We start from the raw sequence: 18732 nt of genomic DNA on the forward strand, positions 1-18732 counted from the left end.
CGCAGAGCTACCGGTTCGGCCGCGCTCGCGGATCAGGCTCGTGCGAGCGAGGCCTTCGCCTCGGCGATGAACCGTTCGACGTCCTCCTCGGTCCGGAAGTCGAGGATCGGGGCCGGCTCGGAGAGCAGGCCGAACAGCGCGGCGCCGACGGCGTCGTCGGCGACGGCGCCCGCGAACAGCAGGCCGGCGGCGAAGGCGTAGTCGGGGTCGCCGAGGAACAGCCGGGTCACCTCCGCCGCGGCATGGCCGCGCTCCTCCCAGTGCCGGTCGAACTGGTCGGTGATCCACTCGGCGGTGAAGGCCCCGCCGTTCGCGTCCCGGTGTTCGATCGCCTTGACCAGCGCCGCGACCTGGATCAGGCCCGTCTGGGCGCCCTGCCCGGCGATCGGGTCGAAGGCGATCGCCGAGTCGCCGAGCGCCAGCACCGGGCGTCCGCCGCGGGTGTACCCGACTCCCTGCCGGACGGTCGGCGTGACCGCGCCCCGCAGCCAGGAGTGGGCGTCCTCGTCGATCACGCGGAGCTTCTCGATATCGGGCAGGTCGTCCGGGAAGTAGTCGCGGTAGATGCTCACGACCACCTCGAGCGCGCTCTGCGCGTCCGTCACCTCGCCCCAGCGCTGGACCCAGTCACCGTCGGGCTTGGCGAACCCGAGCACGCTCCACGACGCGCCCGCGTCCTTGTGCCAGTACGGGCCGATCCAGATCTCGCCGTGGTCGGTGTGCAGGTTGAAGACGTTGTGCTTGCCCGCGCCGTGACCGCGGGCGGTGAAGACGTCCGTGCCGTGCCCGAGCCCGGTGAAGGCGGCGGCGAGGAGGTGCCGCTGCGGGGAGCGGTAGACGGTGCGCGACTCGTCGACGGGGAACAGGCCCGACAGTCCGCCCTTGCCGGTGGAGACGAGCGTGAGGTCGTGCGCGGCGGCGATGGCGTCGAGGTTCTCGGGCGTCACCGTCTGGACGTGGAAGGCTCCGCCGGCCTGCTCGAAGAGACGGATCCGGTCGTACGCGCGCAGCCGCACGTCGATGCCGGCGGCGGTGTAGGTGAAGTCGGGGTCGAAGGCGAGGACCTGCTCGAGAGCGCCGGGCTCGCCGGTGTTCAGGCGGGTGTTCATGCCGGTGGACAGGGGCGCGTCGGGGTAGAGCTCCTCGACGAGCGTGTGGTCGACGTCGCGCGAGTGCCCGAACAGGACGGCGGTGCCGGTCGCGGGCACATCGTCGCGGAGTTGTTCGGCGGAGCGGTCGCTGTACAGATCGACCGGGTGCCCGGCGCGGGCGAGGACGAGCGCGGCGGTGGCTCCCACCACTCCGGCGCCGATGATGGCGATGCGTGCCTGGGTCATGGTCTTCTCCTCGATGTGGTGGCTAGATGGTGGTCGGGGTGGTCTCGGTACGGGAACCGGCGTTCCACGCGTAGGGCAGGTCGGCGCCGTTGAGCAGCAGGTCGCCGATGGCGCGGGCCTTCTGGATCGCCGGGTTGTGCACCGCGAGGGTGCGGGCGTTGCGCCAGTGCCGGTCCAGCCGCAGGTCGGCGTCCACGATGGACGCACCGCCGACCTCGAACAGGTCGGTGGTGGCCTTCAGCACCGTGTCGATCACGGCGAGCTGGGCGTGCGCGGCGGCGAGTTCGGCCTCGGGCAACAGGTCCTCGTGGAGCCGGCGGTCCGCGAGTGCCGCGTCGAGCACGTCGGCGACGGCCAGCACGGACTGCTTCGCCGACCACGCTGCGCTGGAGAGCCGGCCGATCACCTGCTGCACCAGCGGATCGTGCCGTTGCAGGTCGGCGGCGGCGTGGGAGAAGGTCCGGGTCCGGGCCCGTACCCAGGCGACGGTGTCGTCGGTCGCGCGCTGCGCGATGCCCGCCAGCCCCGCGAGCTGGACCAGCTGCAGGTACGAGGTGGCGTAGGTCGCGCCCGGGTTGCCGTACCCCGGGCCGAGCAGGCGGTCGGCGGGGATCACGACATCGGTGAAGACGGTCGTGCCGCTCGCGGTCAGGCGCTGGCCGAAGCCGTTCCAGTCGTCGACGCGCTCGACGCCCTCGGCGTTCGCGTCGACGAGGATGCCGACGCGCTCGCCGTCGAGATCGGCGGCGACGAGGATCTGGTCGGCGTAGAGCGTGCCGGTGGAGTAGAACTTGGTGCCGTTCAGGCAGTAGTCGCCGTCGGGGGCGGGCGTGAGGGTGGTGGTGTAGCCGCGCACCGAACCGACGCCCGGCTCGGTGATCGCATTGCCGACGACGGTGCCCTCGACGACCGCCCGGAGCCGGTCGTCGCCGGTGGGGGTGTTCTCGAGCCGCTGGTCCTCGACGAAGTTGACGTGCACGCGCAGCGCCTGCGGGATGTTCGAGTCGGCGGCGGCCAGGTTGATCAGCTGCCGGAAGAACTGGCGGAGCGTGACCCCGGCACCGCCGAGCTCGCGCGGGACCCGCAGAGCGGTGAAGCCCGCGGCCTTGAGCTGAGCGATCGGCTCGTGGACGAGTTCGCGGTCGCGTTCCCGAGCCACGGCGCCCTCGGCGATCCGGGCGTAGACGGGGCCGAGGCGGGCGTCGAGTTCGGCGTCGGAGAGGGCTGTGGTGAGCGAGGTGGTCATGGCCGACAACTGTGGTCTGCGAACGACTTTCTGGCGAGGATTCCCCGCGCCGTGAGGATTATTCTTCGGACCGGAGGGCGCGGCTGTGCCCGATTTCGCCCCGCCGCGAGGTAGAACCTGTTACAACTAGAACAGGTTCTGGCTACAGGGACGGAGCCGCAGCTCAGGAACAGGAGTGCGCATGAAGTTCAACCTCGCCGACATCTTCGAGGCGGTCGTCGACGCGGTACCCGAGCGGATCGTCTTGAGCTACGAGGGCGCGCAGACCTCCTACGCCGAGATGGACGCCCAGGCGAACCAGGTGGCGCATCTGTTCGCGGCGAACGGGATCGGCGCGTTCGATCACGTCGCGCTGTTCCTCAAGAACAGCGTCGAGCACGTGCAATCGCTGCTCGCGCTCATCAAGATCCGCGCCGTACCGGTGAATGTGAACTACCGGTACACCGGTCCCGAGCTGGAGTACATCTTCACCAACTCGGACGCGAAGGGCATCGTCGTCGAGATGGCCGAGCATCAGCGCACCCTGGCCGGGCTGCTCGGGAAGCTGCCGGACCTGCGCACCGTCTTCGTCGTCGGGGAGATCGATCCCGAACTGCGGGCGGCGGCGAACGGCGCCCCGGACGTCACGCTCGTGCCCTTCGCCGACGCCGCCTCGCTGCCGACCGCCCGCGCCTTCGAGGAGCGCACCGGCGAGGAGCACTACATCATCTACACCGGCGGTACGACCGGCTATCCGAAGGGCGTCGTCTGGCAGCACGACGACTTCTTCCGCAAGCCGCTCTCCGCGGGGGTGCCGTACGGCGGGGAGCCGCGGCAGAACCTCGCCGAGGTCGGGCAGGGCGCGAAGGACTTCCCGCCGCTGGCCTTCCTCATCGCGGCGCCGCTGATGCACGGCGCGGCGGCCTACTCCCTGTTCACCTTCTTCGTACTCGGCTCCCGGGTCATCCTCGAGCGCGACTTCAAGGCGGCCGAGATCGTGCGGAACCTGCGGCGCGACCAGACGCAGACCATCCTCATCGTGGGCGACGCCATGGGCATCCCGCTCGTGGAGGAGATGGAGAAGCAGAAGGACACCGCCGACTTCTCCTCGCTGTTCTCGATCACCTCCGGCGGTGCGATCTGGTCCAAGCACGTCCGCGACCGGATGGCCGCGATCAAGCCCGAGCTGATCCTGCGCGACAACTTCGGCGCCTCCGAGTCCGGCAACGACGGCGTGATGCAGCTCGACGAGAACGGCAACCTGCACGCCCCGCCCACGGACAAGATGATGGTCGTGGACGAGTCCTTCGCCGAGATCACCACGCCCGGCGAGGTGGGCTACATCGCCCGCGTCGGCAACGTCCCCCTCGGCTACTACAACGACCCGGAGAAGTCGGCACGCACCTTCCCGACGCTCCCGGACGGACGGCGCATCTCGGTCCTCGGTGACATGGGCTATCCCGCGGAGGACGGCGGCATCGTCTTCCTCGGCCGGGGCAGCCAGTGCATCAACACCGGGGGCGAGAAGGTCTACGCCGAGGAGGTCGAGGCCACGCTGCACGGGCATCCCGCGATCACCGATGCGCTCGTCGTGCCGGTGCCGGACGCCCGGTACGGCCAGCGCGTCGCGGCGGTGATCTCCGTGGCGCCCGGGCAGGAGCGGCCGTCGATCGAGGAGGTGCAGACCTTCGCCCGTACGGAACTCGCCGGCTACAAGGTCCCGCGCACCGTCGTCTTCGTCGACGAGGTCAAGCGCACCCCGGCGGGCAAGGCCGACTACCGGTGGGCCAAGTCCACTGCCGAGGTCGCGGCGCAGAGCGCCTCGGAGGAGCAGCCGGCTTAGGACTCCCAGGGGTTGATCAGCGGAACACCCGTCCGCTCGAAGTGCTTGGTGTTACGAGTGACGAGCGTGAGTCCATGAATCAACGCAGTTGCGGCGATGAGCGCATCCCGCTCCTCCATGGGGTCCGGAACGTGAAGATGTGCGGCCCGCCTGGCTATGACGAGGTTGACGCTGAGGAGGCGCTCCCGATACGCACTGAGCAGGTCGTCCTCGAGCCACGCGCGTAAGGCGGCCGCCGCATCGGGGTCCCGACGGGCTCGCAGCGCAATGCCCAGTTCGATCTCCATGACGGTGACCACGCTCAGGAAGCTGGCATCGTCGGTGTGGGTCTCGGCCCACCGTCGCACGCGCTCGTCGGCAACGCCCCGGCGCTTGCGGATCTCGCTGACAACGTTGGTATCGAGGAGGTAGCTCACAGATCAGCCGCCCGGGGGAACGAATGAACTATCTCGGGCTCGAAAGCGATGTCGACGTCTCCGATCATCCCAATCGCGTCCGCGATACTGCGCCGCGGCCCACGCATCTGCCGGTAGTCGCGGACCGACATGAGCACGTAGGCCGGCTCGCCACGATCAGTGATGACGACGGGCGCTTCGTCGGCGGCTCGCTTCGCGGCACTGACATCACGATTGAACTCGCGAGCGGAAATTGTTGCATTCGCCTCGATCGTCACGAATCACCTCCGTGGTAGGTACGTTCCTACTATCGTACGCCGGAGAAGTCGGCATCGCTACCGCGAATCGAGCCACTCCAGGTACGCGGCGCCGCGGGGCGAGAGCTCGTAGCCGACCTCGTGACTGATGGTCAGGCCCATGCCCTTGAGCTTGCGGATGTCGGCCTTCATCGGCAGCAGCTCGACGCCGCGTTCGGCGGCGAGCTCCTTGGAGACGATCCGGGGGTGATCGCGGATCCAGGTGAGGATGTCGCGGGTCCACGGCCCCGTCGGGCGGGCGTCGAGACGGGCGAGACGCTTCGCGATGGCCTCGAGCTCGGCCTCGTCGGGCAGGTGCTCGCGGAGCGCGAGGCGCGGGTCCTCGCCCGCCCATTCGAGATGGATCCGGTAGACGTGCTCGCCGCCGCGGGCGGAGCGCTCGCGGCGCGGCGCGTCCGGGTCCCGCGGCGCGAGCAGCTTGCGCAGCGCGGCCGCGTCCTTGACCCCCGCGGCCCGGGCGGCGCGGTCCGTGATCTTCTCCACGTCGGGTACGCGGGTCACGCGGGTGAACCGGAGCAGCCCGGCGGGTGTGAGCTGGGTGCCGCCGACCTTGACCCGCGGGGCGTCCCAGCGTCGGTACTGCGTGGTCACCCGGCCGTCGCGGACGCCCTCGGCGATCGCCTTCGGTATCAGCACGGTCTCAGTGTGCCGGACCGACCACCACGTCGCGGCAGATCTCCATGTGCCCGGTGTGCTGGGTCAACTCGCGCAGCATGTGGGTGAGCACCCATTCGGGGGTGGCCTCGGCGGCATCGCGCCGCGTGGTCCCGGTGGCTGCGGGGTTGCGGATCCCGATCGCTGCCACCGCGGCCCAGCGCGGCAGGTCGGTGCGCAGGCGCAGGGTGATCGCCCGGGCATCGTCGACGGTGCCGGTCGCGACGAACTCGGCGGAACGGTCGCGGGGGATGTCCTCGCCGGCCAGGAGCGAACCGCCCCAGTACCCGAGCGCGCCGCCGACGTGCGTGACGAGCGCGAACACCGAGTTGCCACCGGGCGTCGCATGATTGACCGTCTCGTCGTCCAGGTCGTCGAGGACGGCGTCGATCGTGTCGAGGGTCTCCGTGGCGACGTCGAGGAACGCCGCGATCTGCTGCTCAGTCGCGGCCACGGGCCAGCCCGGCGATCGAGTCGAGGAGGTCGTCGAGGAACGCCGCCGGATCGGCGGCCACCGCGATCTGCGCCGTGTCGGGCCGGTTCCACGCTCCGTGCACGTCGGCGATCGTGGTTCCGCGCGTGAGGGACCCGGTCAGCTCGACATCCACCGGGTAGGCGCGGGTCTCCGCGATCCCGGGATCGAGCGCGACGGCCGCGGCGAACGGATCGTGCATGTGCGCGATGTACCCGAGGTCGTGATCGCGATGGAACTCGAAGTAGAAGCGCACGGCGTCCGAGACGGCGCGGACCACCGGATCGCTCGCGCCCGACCGCGTACCGTCGGCGTCCTCCGGGGCGAGGCACTCCGCCGGGCTGCTGCCGGCGGCGTCGGCGAGCCGCAGGAGATGGTCCGGGGTCAGCTCGATCGTCTCGGTGAGGTCGAGCGGGCAGAGGATCGGCAACGGGGTGCCGGTGCCGTCGAGCTCGCCGTACGCCCGCAGCACCTCCCACAGCGATTCCGGGTCGACGGCGACGTTCCACTCGGTGGTCGGCGTGGTGTTGCCGGGATGCCAGAAGACGCCGCCCATGATCACGAGGCGGCGCAGCCGGGTGAGGATGCCGGGATCGTCGCGCAGCGCCAGCGCGAGGTTGGTGCACGGCCCCGTCACCAGCGCGACCACCTCGCCGGGATGCGCCCGGGTCAGATCGGACCAGGCCTGCGGCCCCGAGATCTCCGACGGTCCGCGGGTCGGCGCCGGCAGCTCGGCGTAGCCGACGCCGAACGGCCCGTGCGTCTCCTCGGTCGTCATCAGCGGGGTCGACAGCGGCGCATCGGAGCCGGGGAAGACCTCGATGTCGGCGCGGCCCAGCAGCTCCAGCCAGCCGAGATTGTTCTCGACGACCTGCGCCGCGGGCACGTTCCCGGCGGTCGAGACGATGCCGAGGAGGTTCACCTCCGGCTTGCTGAGCAGGTACAGCAGGGCCAGGGAGTCGTCGACGCCGGTGTCGCAGTCGAACAGGACCTTCGTTTCCGCCACGACGAGTACCCTATCCGCCCGTCACCACGGCGACGGTTTGTAGTCCTTGAGGAAGCAGCCGTACAGGTCGACGCCGTTCTCGCCCTGCACGATCGGATCGTAGACGCGGGCGGCACCGTCGACGAGGTCGAGCGGAGCCCGGAAGCCCTCCTCGGCCAGACGCATCTTGGTGTGGTGCGGCCGCTCGTCGGTGATCCAGCCGGTGTCGACGGCGGTCATGAGGATGCCGTCCTGCTCGAGCATCTCCGCGCTGGAGGTGCGGGTGAGCATGTTCAGCGCGGCCTTGGCCATGTTGGTGTGCGGATGCCCGGGGCCCTTGTAGCCGCGGCCGAACTGGCCCTCCATGGCGGAGACGTTGACCACGTACTTGCGGCGTGCGGGCGAGGCGGCCAGCGCCGGCCGCAGCTTGGAGATGAGGATGAACGGCGCCACCGAGTTGCACAGCTGGACCTCGAGCAGTTCCAGTGGCTCGACCTCCTCGACGGTCTGCACCCAGGAATTGGTGTGCACGAGATCGGGGAGCAGGCCGCCGGCGTCGATGGCGGTGCCGTCCTCGATCCGCGCGGCCGACGACGAGCCGCCGCGCAGCGCGAGCGCCGTGAGCGAGGCCGGGTCGAGGGCCGCGAGATCGCCCGAGACGCCGCCGGTGTGCCCGTCGAGTGCCTCGGTGAGCGCCGCCGGATGCGCGGAGCTGGCCCGCCCGAACCGGATGATGCGGCCCGCGAGCTCGGGAGGGACGTCGCCGGCTTCGGCGTCGACGAGCGCCGAGTACGCGCCGGGGGAGCGGCGCACCGTCTGCGCCGCGTTGTTGATGATGATGTCCAGCGGCCCGCGAGCGGCGACGGCATCCGCCAGCGCGCTGACCTGCGACGGATCGCGCAGGTCGATGCCCACGATGTGCAGCCGGTCGAGCCACTCCGCGCTGTCGGCGAGCTCGGCGAAGCGGCGGGCGGCGTCCGTGGGGAAGCGGGTGGTGATGGTGAGGTCGGCACCGTCGCGCAGCAGGCGAAGGGCGATGTACATGCCGATCTTGGCGCGGCCGCCGGTGAGCAGCGCGCGCCGGCCGGTGAGGTCGGTCGTCGCGTCCCGCTTGGCGTGGCTGAAGGCGGCGCATTCGGGGCAGAGCTGGTGGTAGAAGGCGTCGATCCGGGTGTACGGCTGCTTGCAGATGTAGCAGCTCTGGGGGCGCAGCAGCTCGCCCGCGGTGTCCCCGGCGGTGGGCGTGGTCAGCAGGATCCCCGCGGTCTCGTCGTCGATCCGCTCCGCGTTGCCGGTCGCGGTGCGCTCGAGGACGTCCCGGTCGGCGGCCTTGACCTTCGCGCGGGCGCTCTTGCGGCGCTCGCGCTTGAGCAGCTTGAACATGTGCCCGACGGCGCGCTGCACCTCGACCGACTGTGGATCACCGTCGTCGAGGAGCGCGGCGGCCTCGAGCACGCGGTGGAACGCGGCGAGGTCGTCCGCGGAGATCGGGGCGGGGGAGTGGGGCATGACGACGATTGTCCCTCATCGGCCGAGCGGCACCGTCGCCTCGTCCGCGGTGAGGGACAGCGTGACCGCCTCCTTCTCCCACCGCACGTCCGTGATGGTGAGCGCGTCGAGGGCGGGCGGGATGACCCGGGGGCGCAGGTCCTTGACCCACGAGTCGATCGCCCACGCGACGGGGATCGGTACCGGGATGATGCTCACCGGCATCGACAGGTCGGTCGCGCGGAAGGTCAGGCGGCCTGCCTGCACGCCGACCGCGACGACCACGCGCAGGTCGACGCCGAGCCCGAAGGCGACGGGCAGCCCGACGGTCATGACCAGGGATTTCCGCTTCGGCTTGAGGGTGATCGAGTGGACGGTGACGCCACCGGGACCACCGTCGGCCTGCGCCGCGTCGACGACGTGCCGGATCCATGACAGCCGCAGCGTCGCGGTCGCGGCGAGGGCGCCCAGCCGCAGCCCGCCGGGTACCTGCTCGACGCCCTGTGCGCGACCGTCGAGCAGGACGGCGTGAGGTCCGGCGCCGACGGTGCGGGTGTCGAGCGTCACGCCCGCGAGGCGGTGCTGCGCGAGTTGCAGCAGCACCGGACGGTGGTGGTCGATCCCGATCGCCGGCACGGCGCCGAGGACGCCGGTGCACAGGCCGACCAGCTTCGCGCGCAGCGCCCGGCGCGCGAGCAGCTCCGCGGTGACCAGGGCGAGGACGAGGAGCGTCAGGACGGCGAGCACGACCGCGGCCACCCACATCCGACTTCCCCCTCTTCGACTGCCCGCTTCTCACACGGGCGTCCCCGCCCTCGTGATCTACTCGACGAGTGTCCACTATCCAAATCTGCGTGATGGGTGTGTCCGGCTCCGGGAAGTCGACCGTGGGGGCCGAACTGGCCGCCCGCCTGGGCCGGAGCTTCGCCGACGGTGACGATTTCCACAGCGAGGCCAACCGCGCCAAGATGGGCGCCGGCCAGCCGCTGACGGACGAGGACCGGTGGCCCTGGCTCGGGACCATCGGCGCCTACCTCCGGGACGAGATGATCGCCGGCCGGCCCACCGTGGTCGCGTGCTCCGCGCTCAAGCGCGTCTACCGGGACCGGATCCGCGCCGCGGGCGCCAGCGTCTACTTCGTCTTCCTCACCGGCAACGAGGAACTGCTGCAGCAGCGGATGGAGAGCCGCGCCGGGCATTTCATGAAGGCCGGGATGCTCGCCTCGCAACTGGAGATCCTCGAGCCGCTGGAGCCGGACGAGTTCGGGGTCACCGTCAACGTCTCCGGGGACATCCCGCAGATCATCACGGAGGCCCTCGCCGATTTCGCGGCCACGGAGGTGCCGGGCATCGCCTGACGCGCTCGGGTCGGTTCCAACACTCCGGTCGGTTCCGAGCAGCCGGGCGGCCCGAGCGTCAGGGCCGACGCAGGGCGCCGCTGAACATCATCGACTTGTAGGGGTGCCCGACCGCGGTGTTCCACTGCGAGACCACGAGCCGCGCGGACTCCAGCGTCGACCCGGGGACGAGGTAGCCGCCGTAGAGCTGGGCCACGCGGCCCGCGGCGTGATCCTCGTCCTGCCACGAGGAGCCCTGCAACAGGGTCACCGGGTCGGACCACAGCCCGTCGATCCGGTCCGCGAAGCGCGCCGCGATCCGATACCCCGCGGCATCGAAGTAGGTGAGCACCCAGGTGCCGGCCACGAGCGAGAGGCTCAGCTCGCCGTAGCCCCGGCCCAGCGCCAGGTCGGTGGGCGGATTGCCCCACGCCCAGCCGGTACCCGGCCGCCAGCCCCACGACTCCCATTCGACGTTGACGCCCTTGCGCAGCGTCGGCAGGGTCTCGGTCCGCATCCGGTGCAGGCGCAGGCCCTTGTCGCGGGTGAGCCCACCGGTCGAGACGTTGTACGTGTAGCCGTCCGGCGCCGGGCACAGCGCCCACATGCACCAGGCACCGTCGGCGTGGCCGGCGTTGTACTGCGCCACCTCCCGCCAGGTGGCGGCACCGTCGTCGCTGCGCCACAGGCCCGTCTGCACCACGGTGTCGAGGCTCTGCATCGTCATGGTGTGCAGGTACAGCGAGCCGTCGACCTCGATGCAGGTGGTGGGCAGGATCGTGGTGAACATGCCCGTGTCGTGCGAGTAGTCGAGCAGTTGCCGGGCCCGGGTGGGATCGGTCCCCGCGGGGCGCGTCATCACGCCCGCGCGATCGCCGAACAGGCCGACGGGGGAGCGCCACTCGCCCGCACCGATGGTGAGGCCCTCGAAGGTGTCGCCGAAGAGGTAGAGCACCTCGTCACCGACCCGGCAGGGGATGCCGAGATCGGTGCCGCCGACTCCGAAGCGGGTCACCGGCGTGATGTCGCGGAGCTTGCTGAGGAGGACGGACTGGGGCATGTCCGCCAGCGTGCCAGACGGGGCCCCGTCGCGCTCCGCACTTTCGACGATGCTCGGACGCGATCGCCCGGATCCGCTGTGCGCGGGCCCGTGCGGGCGCAGGATGGAGACATGGAGACGTTCACCGGACACGAACTGTACGAGGCCTTCCACGCGGACTACGACGCCGTGACGGACCGGGACGCGCGGATCTACGACGCGGAGGGCCGGCTGCTGGCGGCGGGACGACTGTCGGCGCTGCGGCTGGACGAGTCGAGCGGCGAGGAGGTGATCGAGTACAGCTTCTCCTCGCTGCACGACGACGTGCCGTGGGACGCCTCACACCGGATCGAGCTGGCGCCCCAACCCGTGCACTGAGCCCGATGGCATCTGGCCGGAAACGACGAAAACCCCGGCCGGAGCCGGGGTTTTCGTTCTGTGCGCGGAGGGGGACTTGAACCCCCACGTCCATTAGTAGGACACTAGCACCTCAAGCTAGCGCGTCTGCCATTCCGCCACCCGCGCTGGGAAGCTCGTTTACCGTAATCCACCGCACCCCGGGATTCCAAATCGCCACGTCGGACCACCCGCGGACGCCACTGCGCCGTCGGCGCTTCGTGGTACTGATAGGGTGTGGCTACTCCCGTGAACGCACTCGATGAGGTCGTCGAGACCGTGAGCTCCCTCATCCGCTTCGACACCTCCAACACCGGTGAGCTCGACACCACCAGGGGCGAGGCCGACTGCGCCCGCTGGGTGCAGTCCCGGCTGGAGGAGGTGGGCTACGAGACGGAGTACGTGGAGTCCGGGCAGCCTGGCCGGGGCAACGTCTTCGCCACGCTCAGGGGTGCGGATCCGGAGCGCGGCACGCTGCTGGTGCACGGGCACCTCGACGTGGTGCCCGCCGAGCCAGCCGATTGGAGCGTGCACCCCTTCTCGGGAGCGGTCGAGGAGGGTTACGTCTGGGGCCGCGGCGCGGTCGACATGAAGGACATGTGCGGCATCATGCTCGCGCTGGCGCGGCAGCTGAAGTCGACGGGCACCGTCCCGCCCCGGAACATCCGCTTCGCCTTCCTCGCGGACGAGGAGGCCGGCGGCACGTGGGGCTCGCACTGGCTGGTCCAGCACCGTCCGGACCTGTTCGAGGGCGTCACCGAGGCGGTCGGCGAGGTGGGTGGCTTCTCCCTGACGGTCGACACCCCGGCGGGCGAGAAGAAGCGGCTCTACCTCGTCGAGACCGCCGAGAAGAGCATGTGCTGGATGCGCCTGACCGCCAAGGCGCGGGCCGGGCACGGCTCGTTCGTGCACGAGGACAACGCGGTCACCCTCCTCTCGGAGGCGGTCGCCCGGCTCGGCCGGCACAAGTTCCCGCTCGTCCTCACCGACAGCGTGGTCGCCTTCCTGCAGGCCCTCGACCGGGAGTCGACCATCGACATCGACCTGGACGGGCCGGACCTCGAGGGGCAGCTCGGGAAGATCGGCGGCCTCGCCCGGATCGTCGGCGCGACGCTGCGGGACACCGCCAATCCGACGATGCTGCGGGCCGGCTACAAGGCCAACGTCATCCCGCAGACGGCGGAGGCCGTCATCGACTGCCGCGTGCTGCCGGGACGCCAGGCGGCGTTCGAGCGCGAGCTCGACGAGATCCTCGGACCCGATATCGAGCGGGAGTGGATCACCAAGCTCGACTCCTATGAGACCGAGTTCGACGGTGCTCTCGTGGACGCCATGAACGCGGCGATCCTCGCCTTCGACCCCGACGGCCGCACCGTCCCCTACATGCTCTCGGGCGGCACCGACGCGAAGGCCTTCGCGAAGCTCGGCATCCGCTGCTTCGGCTTCGCGCCGCTCCAGCTGCCCGAGGACCTGGACTTCGCGGCCCTGTTCCACGGCGTCGACGAGCGGGTGCCCGTGGAGGCGCTGCTGTTCGGCACGAAGGTCTTCGAGCACTTCCTGATGAACTCGTAGAGCGCGAAACCGACACGACTGAGAGGATTCACCCATGACCGCACCGTTCGATCCGTACGCCGGGCTGCCGGCGCTCCCGCCGCTCACCGTCACCTCCGAGAGCTTCGCCGACGGTGCCGAACTCCCCGTCGCGCATCGCAGCGGCATCATGGGCGCGGGCGGCGAGGACGTCTCGCCGCAGCTGTCCTGGAACGGCGCGCCCGCGGGCACCAAGTCCTACGCCGTCACCTGCTACGACCCCGACGCGCCCACCGCGTCCGGCTTCTGGCACTGGGCCGTGGCGAACATCCCCGCGTCCGTCACCTCGCTCGCCGCCGGCGCGGGCGACGGTGCCCCCGGCTCGCTCCCGGAGGGCGCGATCACCCTCAACAACGACGCGAGCCTGCCCCAGTACGTGGGCGCCGCACCGCCCGCGGGGCACGGCCCGCACCGGTACATCTTCGTGGTGCACGCGCTCAATGTCGAGAAGCTCGACCTGCCGGCCACCGCGACGCCCGCGTACCTCGGCTTCAACCTGTTCGGCGCCGCCATCGCCCGCGGTTCCATCACAGCGACCTACGCGCAGAACTAGCGGTCCACGCCGACGGCTTCCGCGATCGAGGTGAAGCCGTCGGCCCGCAGCCGCGCCGCCAGCTGCTTGTGCACCGAGCGGGTCCAGGCGGGGCCGCCGTAGATGAACTGGGTGTAGACCTGCACCAGCGAGGCGCCGGCGCGGATACGCGCGTAGACGTCGTCCACGTCCTCGATGCCGCCGACCGAGACGAGCACCAGCCGGTCGCCCACGCGGGCGGACAGGCGCCGCAGCACCTCCAGCGACCGCGCCTTCACGGGGCGGCCGGACAGTCCGCCGGCGCCGATCGCCTCGACCTCGGAGGCCGGCGTGGCCAGGCCTGCGCGGCTGATGGTGGTGTTGGTCGCGACGATGCCCGCGAGGCCGAGCTCGAGAGCGAGATCCGCGACGGCGTCGACGTCCTCGTCGGCGAGGTCCGGCGCGATCTTCACCAGCACGGGCACGGTGACGGTGTCGAGCACCGCCTGCAGCACCGGCCGCAGTGACTCGGTGGCCTGCAGATCGCGCAGGCCCGGGGTGTTCGGGGAGGAGACGTTGACCACGATGAAGTCGGCGAGCGGGCCGAGCAGCATGGCGCTGGTCCGGTAGTCCTCGGCGGCACCGTCGAGCGGGGTGAGCTTGGTCTTGCCGATGTTCGCGCCGATGGGCACCGCCGAGGGCCCCGCGTCGCGTTTACGGAGCTCGTTCGCGGCGGCGCCGGAGCCGTGGTTGTTGAAGCCCATGCGGTTGATCAGCGCGTGATCGGCGGGCAGCCGGAACAGGCGCGGCGACGGATTGCCGGGCTGCGGGTGCGCGGTCACGGTGCCGATCTCGGCGAAGCCGAAGCCCAACGCGCCCCAGCCGTTGACGGCGCGAGCGTTCTTGTCGAAGCCCGCCGCCAGGCCCACCGGCGCCGGGAACCGGACGCCGAAGACCGTCTGCTCCAGGATCGGATCGCGGTGCGCGAGGCCCCGTCGGATGGCGACCCGGACGGGCGGGACCGCGGTCGTACCCCGGATCAGGCCGAAGACCAGGTGGTGGATGCGCTCGGGCGAGACGAGGAACATGACCTTCAGAAGCGACCGGTAGATCGCCTGGGACATCGCCGACATGGTGCTCACAACCCCTTCGTGGCGTCCGGCGGCAGCATGCCGGACGTTCTCGTGCGTTTGCGGCGCAGCAGGACCCGCCGCGAACCGTCGGTGTACAGCCGCACGCGGGACAGCTCCCACCCGCCGAACTCGGCCTCGATGGCGAGCCGCATCGCCGCCGTCACCCGGGAGACCTCCCGCGGTAACCGCAGCGGCAGGAAATCGTACTCCTCGTCGCTGAATGCGCCGCCCTCCCGTGCCCCTGCGTCCGTCGTCATGCGTACCTGCCCTACCGGGTGGGGATCGCCTGGATACCGGCGCCCGTCGCGGACTGCACGTACACGGTCCCGGCCTTCGCATCCACCGCGATCGCGTTCGGCTGGCGGACGGTGGGGAAGAGCTTGCGCTGCTCGGGGATGCCGGTGTTCAGGGAGTAGCCCACCACCTCGTTCGTGGCGGTCCGCGTGACCCACATCAGCTTGTCCGTCTCGTCGTAGCTCACCGCCCACGGCGAGCCCGGCTCCGGGTACAGGAACTTCTCCATCAGCGGCGCCATCGTGTAGCCGATGACCTGGTTCTTCCCGGTGTCGACGGCGAACAGCCGGCCGTACGGGTCGACGGCTGCGTTGGTGATCCCACGCCCCACGCGCAGGCCCTTGCCGAGCTTGCCAGCCGCCACGTCGACCTCCGCGACGGAGGCCTGAAGGCGGTCGACGACCACCACGTCGGCGCCGTGGACGAGGATCCTGCTCGCCTCGACGGGTCCGGTGATCGTCTTCGGCTTCGACGATGCGGCGAAGCTCACGATCCGTCCGTCCGAGGTGCCGACCAGCGCGTATTCGCCGTGTCCGCCCGAGTACGGCGCCACGGACAGGATCTCGCCGCTGTCGATGCCGATCGGCGCTCCCGCCGGTTCGGCGCCGTCCTTCGCCACCGTGAGAACCCGGTTCTTCACCGCTACGAGGAAACCCCCGCCGGCGTTGGCGACGACCTGGTTGGCGCGGCCCTCCGTGGCGACCTTCCCGACTTCCCTGAGGCCACCGTCGACCGCGTACAGCACCACGGCACCGTCGGTGATCGCGGCCAGTCGCCGGCCCTCCGGGTCGAAGGCGAGCCCCTCGCCCGCACCGGCGGGGGTGATGGCGCCGACGGGTGGCGCCGTGGATTCCGGAGCGACGGCGGGCTGCGCCGGGACGATCGTCGGGCGGTTCTCCCGGGCCGGCGTGGTCGAACAGCCGGCGAGGGCGACGGCGGCGACGACGGTGAGCGCTGCGATCCGAGAGGTCAGGGTGCGGGTCATGATCTTTAAGAAACTACCGCGCCGAGCCGACCGGCGACGCGGCCGGTAGCCTGCCCGGGTGGACATGACGTGGTTGCAGGCGATCGTGCTCGGCTTGGTGCAAGGGCTGACGGAGTTCCTCCCCGTCTCCTCCTCGGGACATCTGCGGATCGTCTCGGAGCTCTGGTTCGGCGACGACGCGGGGGCCTCGTTCACCGCGGTCACGCAGCTGGGCACCGAGCTCGCGGTGCTGATCTACTTCGCGCGGGACATCTACCGGATCGTCATCGCCTGGTTCCGGGGCCTGTTCGACAAGGCCGAGCGGGGCGTCGACTACCGGATCGGCTGGTATGTGATCATCGGCACGATTCCGATCGGCGTGCTCGGATACCTCCTCAAGGACGAGATCCGCACGGCGGCGCGGAACCTGTACCTGGTGGCCACGATGCTCATCGTCTTCTCGATCGTGATCTTCGCGGCGGAGTGGGTCAGCTCGAAGTACTTCGCGAACCGGCAGCGGCCGCTCGAGCAGGTCACGGCTCGCGACGGCATCCTCATGGGCCTGGCGCAGTGCCTCGCCCTGATCCCCGGGGTCTCCCGCTCGGGCGCCACCTCCAGCGCGGGCCTGTTCCTCGGGCTCAAGCGTGAGGCCGCGGTACGCCTGTCCTTCCTCCTGGCGATCCCCGCGGTCACCGCGTCGGGCCTGTTCAGCCTCCCGGACGCCTTCGCGCCCGCCGGCGCGGGCCTGCACGCCTCCGGCCCGCAGCTGCTGGTCGCGACGGTGATCGCCTTCGTCGTCGGCTACGCGGCCATCGCCTGGTTGCTGAACTTCGTGGCCAAGCACTCGCTGAACTGGTTCGTCGGCTACCGCATCGTCGTCGGCTTCCTGGTGCTCGGCCTGCTGTGGGGCGGCGTGATCAGCTCGACCTGAGTGCCGCCCGCGCGGCCCCGATGAGCGGATCGCGCGCGGCGCCACGCCGGTAGGCCAGCGAGGTGTGGCGCACCACGTCCAGCGGCCTGAGGAGTACCGCGTCGGGCACGTCGACCGCGGCGAGGTCGGGGATCACGGCCACACCCTGCCCGGCCTCGACCAGCGCCAGGACCGCGGCGAAGTCGTCGGTGCGGTGCCGCACGCGGGGCGTGAAGCCGGTGTTCTCACAGGTCCGGACCGTGGCGTCGTCGCACATCGTGCCGACGGTGCCGGAGATCCATCGTTCGTCCGCGCAGTCGGCGAGCGCGCGCGGCCGGTCCCGGCGGGTCGCGAGGTGCACGGCCTCGTCGAACAGGGGCTCGGTGTCGAGTCCGGGTTCGTCCCGTGCCGGCAGGCAGTCGTAGCGCTGGATCAGCGCCACGTCGAGCCGCCGCAAGCGCAGTTGCTCCGGCGCCGTCGCCGGGTCGATCTCGGTGACCCGCACGCGCAGGAGCGGGTGGTCGCGCGAGAGCCGCAGCAGCGCCGGGGTGACGACGGTGCGCATGGCGGAGCTGAAGGCGCCGATCCGCAGCTCGCCGGTGACCTCCGTGCCGAGGGCGTCCAGGTCGGCGCGGGCCTGTTCCAGGCGGGCGAGGACGGCGTCGGCGTGGCCGACGAGGATCCGCCCCGCCTCGGTCAGCCGGACGCTGCGGCCGGTGCGTTCGAGGAGCGGCCGCCCGGCCTCGCGCTCGAGGGTCGTGAGCTGCTGCGAGACGGCGGAGGGGGTGTAGTCGAGCGCCTGCGCGACGGCCGCGATGGTGCCGCGCAGCGACAGCTCCCGGAGGAGCCGGAGCCGATGCACATCGAGCATCAGCTCAGCTTACGCTCGACATCGCATTTTCACGCTGGACCTTCCGCTCATCGTGCCGGAACCTGAGACCATGCAGCCCACCGGCCTCCACGTCCCGCTCGTCACGCCCTTCGCCGCGGACGGCACCGTCGACCTCGTCTCGCTCGAGCGGCTCGCGCACGACACCCTGGCCGACGGTGCCGACGGCCTCGTCGCGCTCGGCACCACCGGCGAGCCCGCGACGCTCACCGCCGACGAGCGTGCAGCGGTGATCGATCGGATCGGCGGGGTCTGCGCCGAGCACCGCGCCGTCCTCACCGTCGGCGTCGGGACGAACGCGACCGACGGCACGGCCGAGGCGCTGCGCGGCATCGACCGGCGCGCCGACTTCGCGCTCGTCGTGGTCCCGTACTACACCAGGCCCTCCGAGGCCGGCGTCGTGGAGCACTACCGCCGCGCGGCCGCGGCGAGCCCCGTCCCGGTCATCGTCTACGACGTCCCGCAGCGCACGGGCCGGACGTTGTCGATCGACACCCTGCTCGACCTCGCGGCGCTCGACGGTGTGGCTGGCTTCAAGCACGCGGCCGGCGGTGTCACGGAGACGACGGTGCGCCTACTCGCGGCGGTCAACACCGCGACGCCCGGCGCCGTCTCCGTGCTCGCGGGCGACGATCCGTTCGTCGGCGCCGTGCTCGCGCTCGGCGGGCACGGCGCGATCTCCGCGAGCGCGAACGTGGCGGCGGGGGAGTTCGCGGCGCTCCTGGCCGCGTGGCGCGAGCACCGCCTCGAGGAGGCCCGCGTGATCGGCGGCGCGCTCGCCGGCCTCGCCGCTGCCCTGTTCACCGAGCCCAACCCGACGGTGATCAAGGGCGTTCTCGCCGCGCAGGGCCGGATCGCCACGCCCGCGGTGCGCCTGCCCCTGCTCCCTGCGTCACCGAGCGCGGTCGCGGCGGCCGCCCACCTGATGCGCGCGGTCGTCGCCGCGTAGCCGG

At 71.0% G+C, this 18732-nt stretch carries 21 protein-coding genes and 1 tRNA gene; 7 read left to right on the plus strand and 15 right to left on the minus strand.

Annotated features, from left to right (window positions below):
* Positions 1-32: 32 nt before the first annotated feature.
* On the minus strand, positions 33-1337 hold the full coding sequence (locus tag AC21LY_RS07160) for a styrene monooxygenase/indole monooxygenase family protein (RefSeq protein WP_489045711.1): 1305 nt from the start codon (positions 1335-1337) through the stop codon (positions 33-35).
* Between the two features lie 22 nt (positions 1338-1359).
* Positions 1360-2583: an acyl-CoA dehydrogenase family protein gene (locus AC21LY_RS07165; protein WP_489045712.1), complete on the minus strand. Its 1224-nt coding sequence runs from the start codon at positions 2581-2583 to the stop codon at positions 1360-1362.
* A gap of 181 nt (positions 2584-2764) precedes the next feature.
* Between AC21LY_RS07165 and AC21LY_RS07170 the strand changes: the two genes are divergently transcribed.
* Entirely contained in the window at positions 2765-4405 is a 1641-nt protein-coding gene (locus AC21LY_RS07170) for an AMP-binding protein (protein WP_489045713.1), read from the plus strand.
* Here the strand turns inward: AC21LY_RS07170 and AC21LY_RS07175 are convergent.
* From AC21LY_RS07175 to AC21LY_RS07205, 7 genes are read right to left on the minus strand one after another with little or no spacing between them, the layout of a single operon-like run.
* Positions 4402-4821 carry a type II toxin-antitoxin system VapC family toxin gene (locus AC21LY_RS07175; protein WP_489045714.1) on the minus strand — a complete coding sequence of 140 codons (420 nt, stop codon included), beginning with the start codon at positions 4819-4821 and terminating at the stop codon, positions 4402-4404. The genes AC21LY_RS07170 and AC21LY_RS07175 overlap by 4 nt on opposite strands.
* Positions 4818-5078 carry a type II toxin-antitoxin system Phd/YefM family antitoxin gene (locus AC21LY_RS07180; protein WP_489045715.1) on the minus strand — a complete coding sequence of 87 codons (261 nt, stop codon included), beginning with the start codon at positions 5076-5078 and terminating at the stop codon, positions 4818-4820. Before AC21LY_RS07180 ends, AC21LY_RS07175 begins: the two co-directional genes overlap by 4 nt.
* A gap of 57 nt (positions 5079-5135) precedes the next feature.
* Entirely contained in the window at positions 5136-5753 is a 618-nt protein-coding gene (locus AC21LY_RS07185) for an ASCH domain-containing protein (protein ID WP_489045716.1), read from the minus strand.
* A gap of 4 nt (positions 5754-5757) precedes the next feature.
* Entirely contained in the window at positions 5758-6225 is a 468-nt protein-coding gene (locus AC21LY_RS07190) for a mycothiol transferase (RefSeq protein WP_489045717.1), read from the minus strand.
* On the minus strand, positions 6212-7249 hold the full coding sequence (locus tag AC21LY_RS07195; RefSeq protein WP_489045718.1) for a nucleoside hydrolase: 1038 nt from the start codon (positions 7247-7249) through the stop codon (positions 6212-6214). The genes AC21LY_RS07190 and AC21LY_RS07195 overlap by 14 nt, the downstream gene beginning before the upstream one ends.
* A gap of 21 nt (positions 7250-7270) precedes the next feature.
* Positions 7271-8737, minus strand: a complete 1467-nt coding sequence (locus AC21LY_RS07200; protein ID WP_489045719.1) for an SDR family NAD(P)-dependent oxidoreductase — start codon at positions 8735-8737, stop codon at positions 7271-7273.
* Positions 8738-8752: 15 nt separating this feature from the next.
* Positions 8753-9481, minus strand: a complete 729-nt coding sequence (locus AC21LY_RS07205; RefSeq protein ID WP_489045720.1) for a hypothetical protein — start codon at positions 9479-9481, stop codon at positions 8753-8755.
* 68 nt (positions 9482-9549) lie between these two features.
* Here AC21LY_RS07205 and AC21LY_RS07210 point away from each other — a divergent pair, with 68 nt between their 5' ends.
* A complete protein-coding gene (locus tag AC21LY_RS07210) occupies positions 9550-10074 on the plus strand; it encodes a gluconokinase (protein WP_489045721.1) in 525 nt (174 codons plus the stop codon).
* 58 nt (positions 10075-10132) lie between these two features.
* Here the strand turns inward: AC21LY_RS07210 and AC21LY_RS07215 are convergent, their stop codons facing one another.
* On the minus strand, positions 10133-11113 hold the full coding sequence (locus AC21LY_RS07215) for a DUF4185 domain-containing protein (protein WP_489045722.1): 981 nt from the start codon (positions 11111-11113) through the stop codon (positions 10133-10135).
* 111 nt (positions 11114-11224) lie between these two features.
* On the opposite strand from AC21LY_RS07215, the gene AC21LY_RS07220 reads away from it, so the two are divergent.
* On the plus strand, positions 11225-11470 hold the full coding sequence (locus tag AC21LY_RS07220; RefSeq protein ID WP_489045723.1) for a hypothetical protein: 246 nt from the start codon (positions 11225-11227) through the stop codon (positions 11468-11470).
* 61 nt (positions 11471-11531) lie between these two features.
* Here the strand turns inward: AC21LY_RS07220 and AC21LY_RS07225 are convergent.
* Positions 11532-11617, minus strand: a tRNA-Leu gene (locus AC21LY_RS07225).
* A gap of 120 nt (positions 11618-11737) precedes the next feature.
* On the opposite strand from AC21LY_RS07225, the gene AC21LY_RS07230 reads away from it, so the two are divergent.
* Both AC21LY_RS07230 and AC21LY_RS07235 read left to right on the plus strand, forming a co-directional pair.
* The gene (locus AC21LY_RS07230; RefSeq protein WP_489045724.1) at positions 11738-13060 is read left to right on the plus strand and encodes a M20/M25/M40 family metallo-hydrolase; all 1323 of its coding nucleotides are present in this window, start codon (positions 11738-11740) and stop codon (positions 13058-13060) included.
* 34 nt (positions 13061-13094) lie between these two features.
* Positions 13095-13631: a YbhB/YbcL family Raf kinase inhibitor-like protein gene (locus AC21LY_RS07235; protein WP_489045725.1), complete on the plus strand. Its 537-nt coding sequence runs from the start codon at positions 13095-13097 to the stop codon at positions 13629-13631.
* Here the strand turns inward: AC21LY_RS07235 and AC21LY_RS07240 are convergent.
* Genes AC21LY_RS07240 through AC21LY_RS07250 form a run of 3 tightly spaced genes read right to left on the minus strand, consistent with a single transcriptional unit; the run spans position 13628 to position 16001 of the window.
* Positions 13628-14701, minus strand: a complete 1074-nt coding sequence (locus AC21LY_RS07240) for a quinone-dependent dihydroorotate dehydrogenase (protein WP_489045981.1) — start codon at positions 14699-14701, stop codon at positions 13628-13630. The genes AC21LY_RS07235 and AC21LY_RS07240 overlap by 4 nt on opposite strands.
* 26 nt (positions 14702-14727) lie before the next feature.
* Positions 14728-14979, minus strand: coding sequence for a DUF5703 family protein (locus AC21LY_RS07245; protein ID WP_489045726.1), 252 nt, complete (start codon positions 14977-14979; stop codon positions 14728-14730).
* A gap of 11 nt (positions 14980-14990) precedes the next feature.
* The gene (locus AC21LY_RS07250; RefSeq protein ID WP_489045727.1) at positions 14991-16001 is read right to left on the minus strand and encodes a YncE family protein; all 1011 of its coding nucleotides are present in this window, start codon (positions 15999-16001) and stop codon (positions 14991-14993) included.
* A 64-nt stretch (positions 16002-16065) separates the two neighbouring features.
* On the opposite strand from AC21LY_RS07250, the gene AC21LY_RS07255 reads away from it, so the two are divergent.
* Positions 16066-16911 (plus strand): undecaprenyl-diphosphate phosphatase, encoded by an 846-nt coding sequence (locus AC21LY_RS07255; RefSeq protein ID WP_489045982.1) that lies wholly within the window; start codon positions 16066-16068, stop codon positions 16909-16911.
* Here the strand turns inward: AC21LY_RS07255 and AC21LY_RS07260 are convergent.
* The gene (locus tag AC21LY_RS07260) at positions 16898-17761 is read right to left on the minus strand and encodes a LysR family transcriptional regulator (RefSeq protein WP_489045728.1); all 864 of its coding nucleotides are present in this window, start codon (positions 17759-17761) and stop codon (positions 16898-16900) included. The genes AC21LY_RS07255 and AC21LY_RS07260 overlap by 14 nt on opposite strands.
* A 70-nt stretch (positions 17762-17831) precedes the next feature.
* Here AC21LY_RS07260 and dapA point away from each other — a divergent pair, with 70 nt between their 5' ends.
* On the plus strand, positions 17832-18728 hold the full coding sequence (dapA, locus tag AC21LY_RS07265) for a 4-hydroxy-tetrahydrodipicolinate synthase (RefSeq protein WP_489045729.1): 897 nt from the start codon (positions 17832-17834) through the stop codon (positions 18726-18728).
* Positions 18729-18732: the final 4 nt, after the last annotated feature.

This window comes from Tsukamurella sp. II2bb (assembly GCF_057815145.1).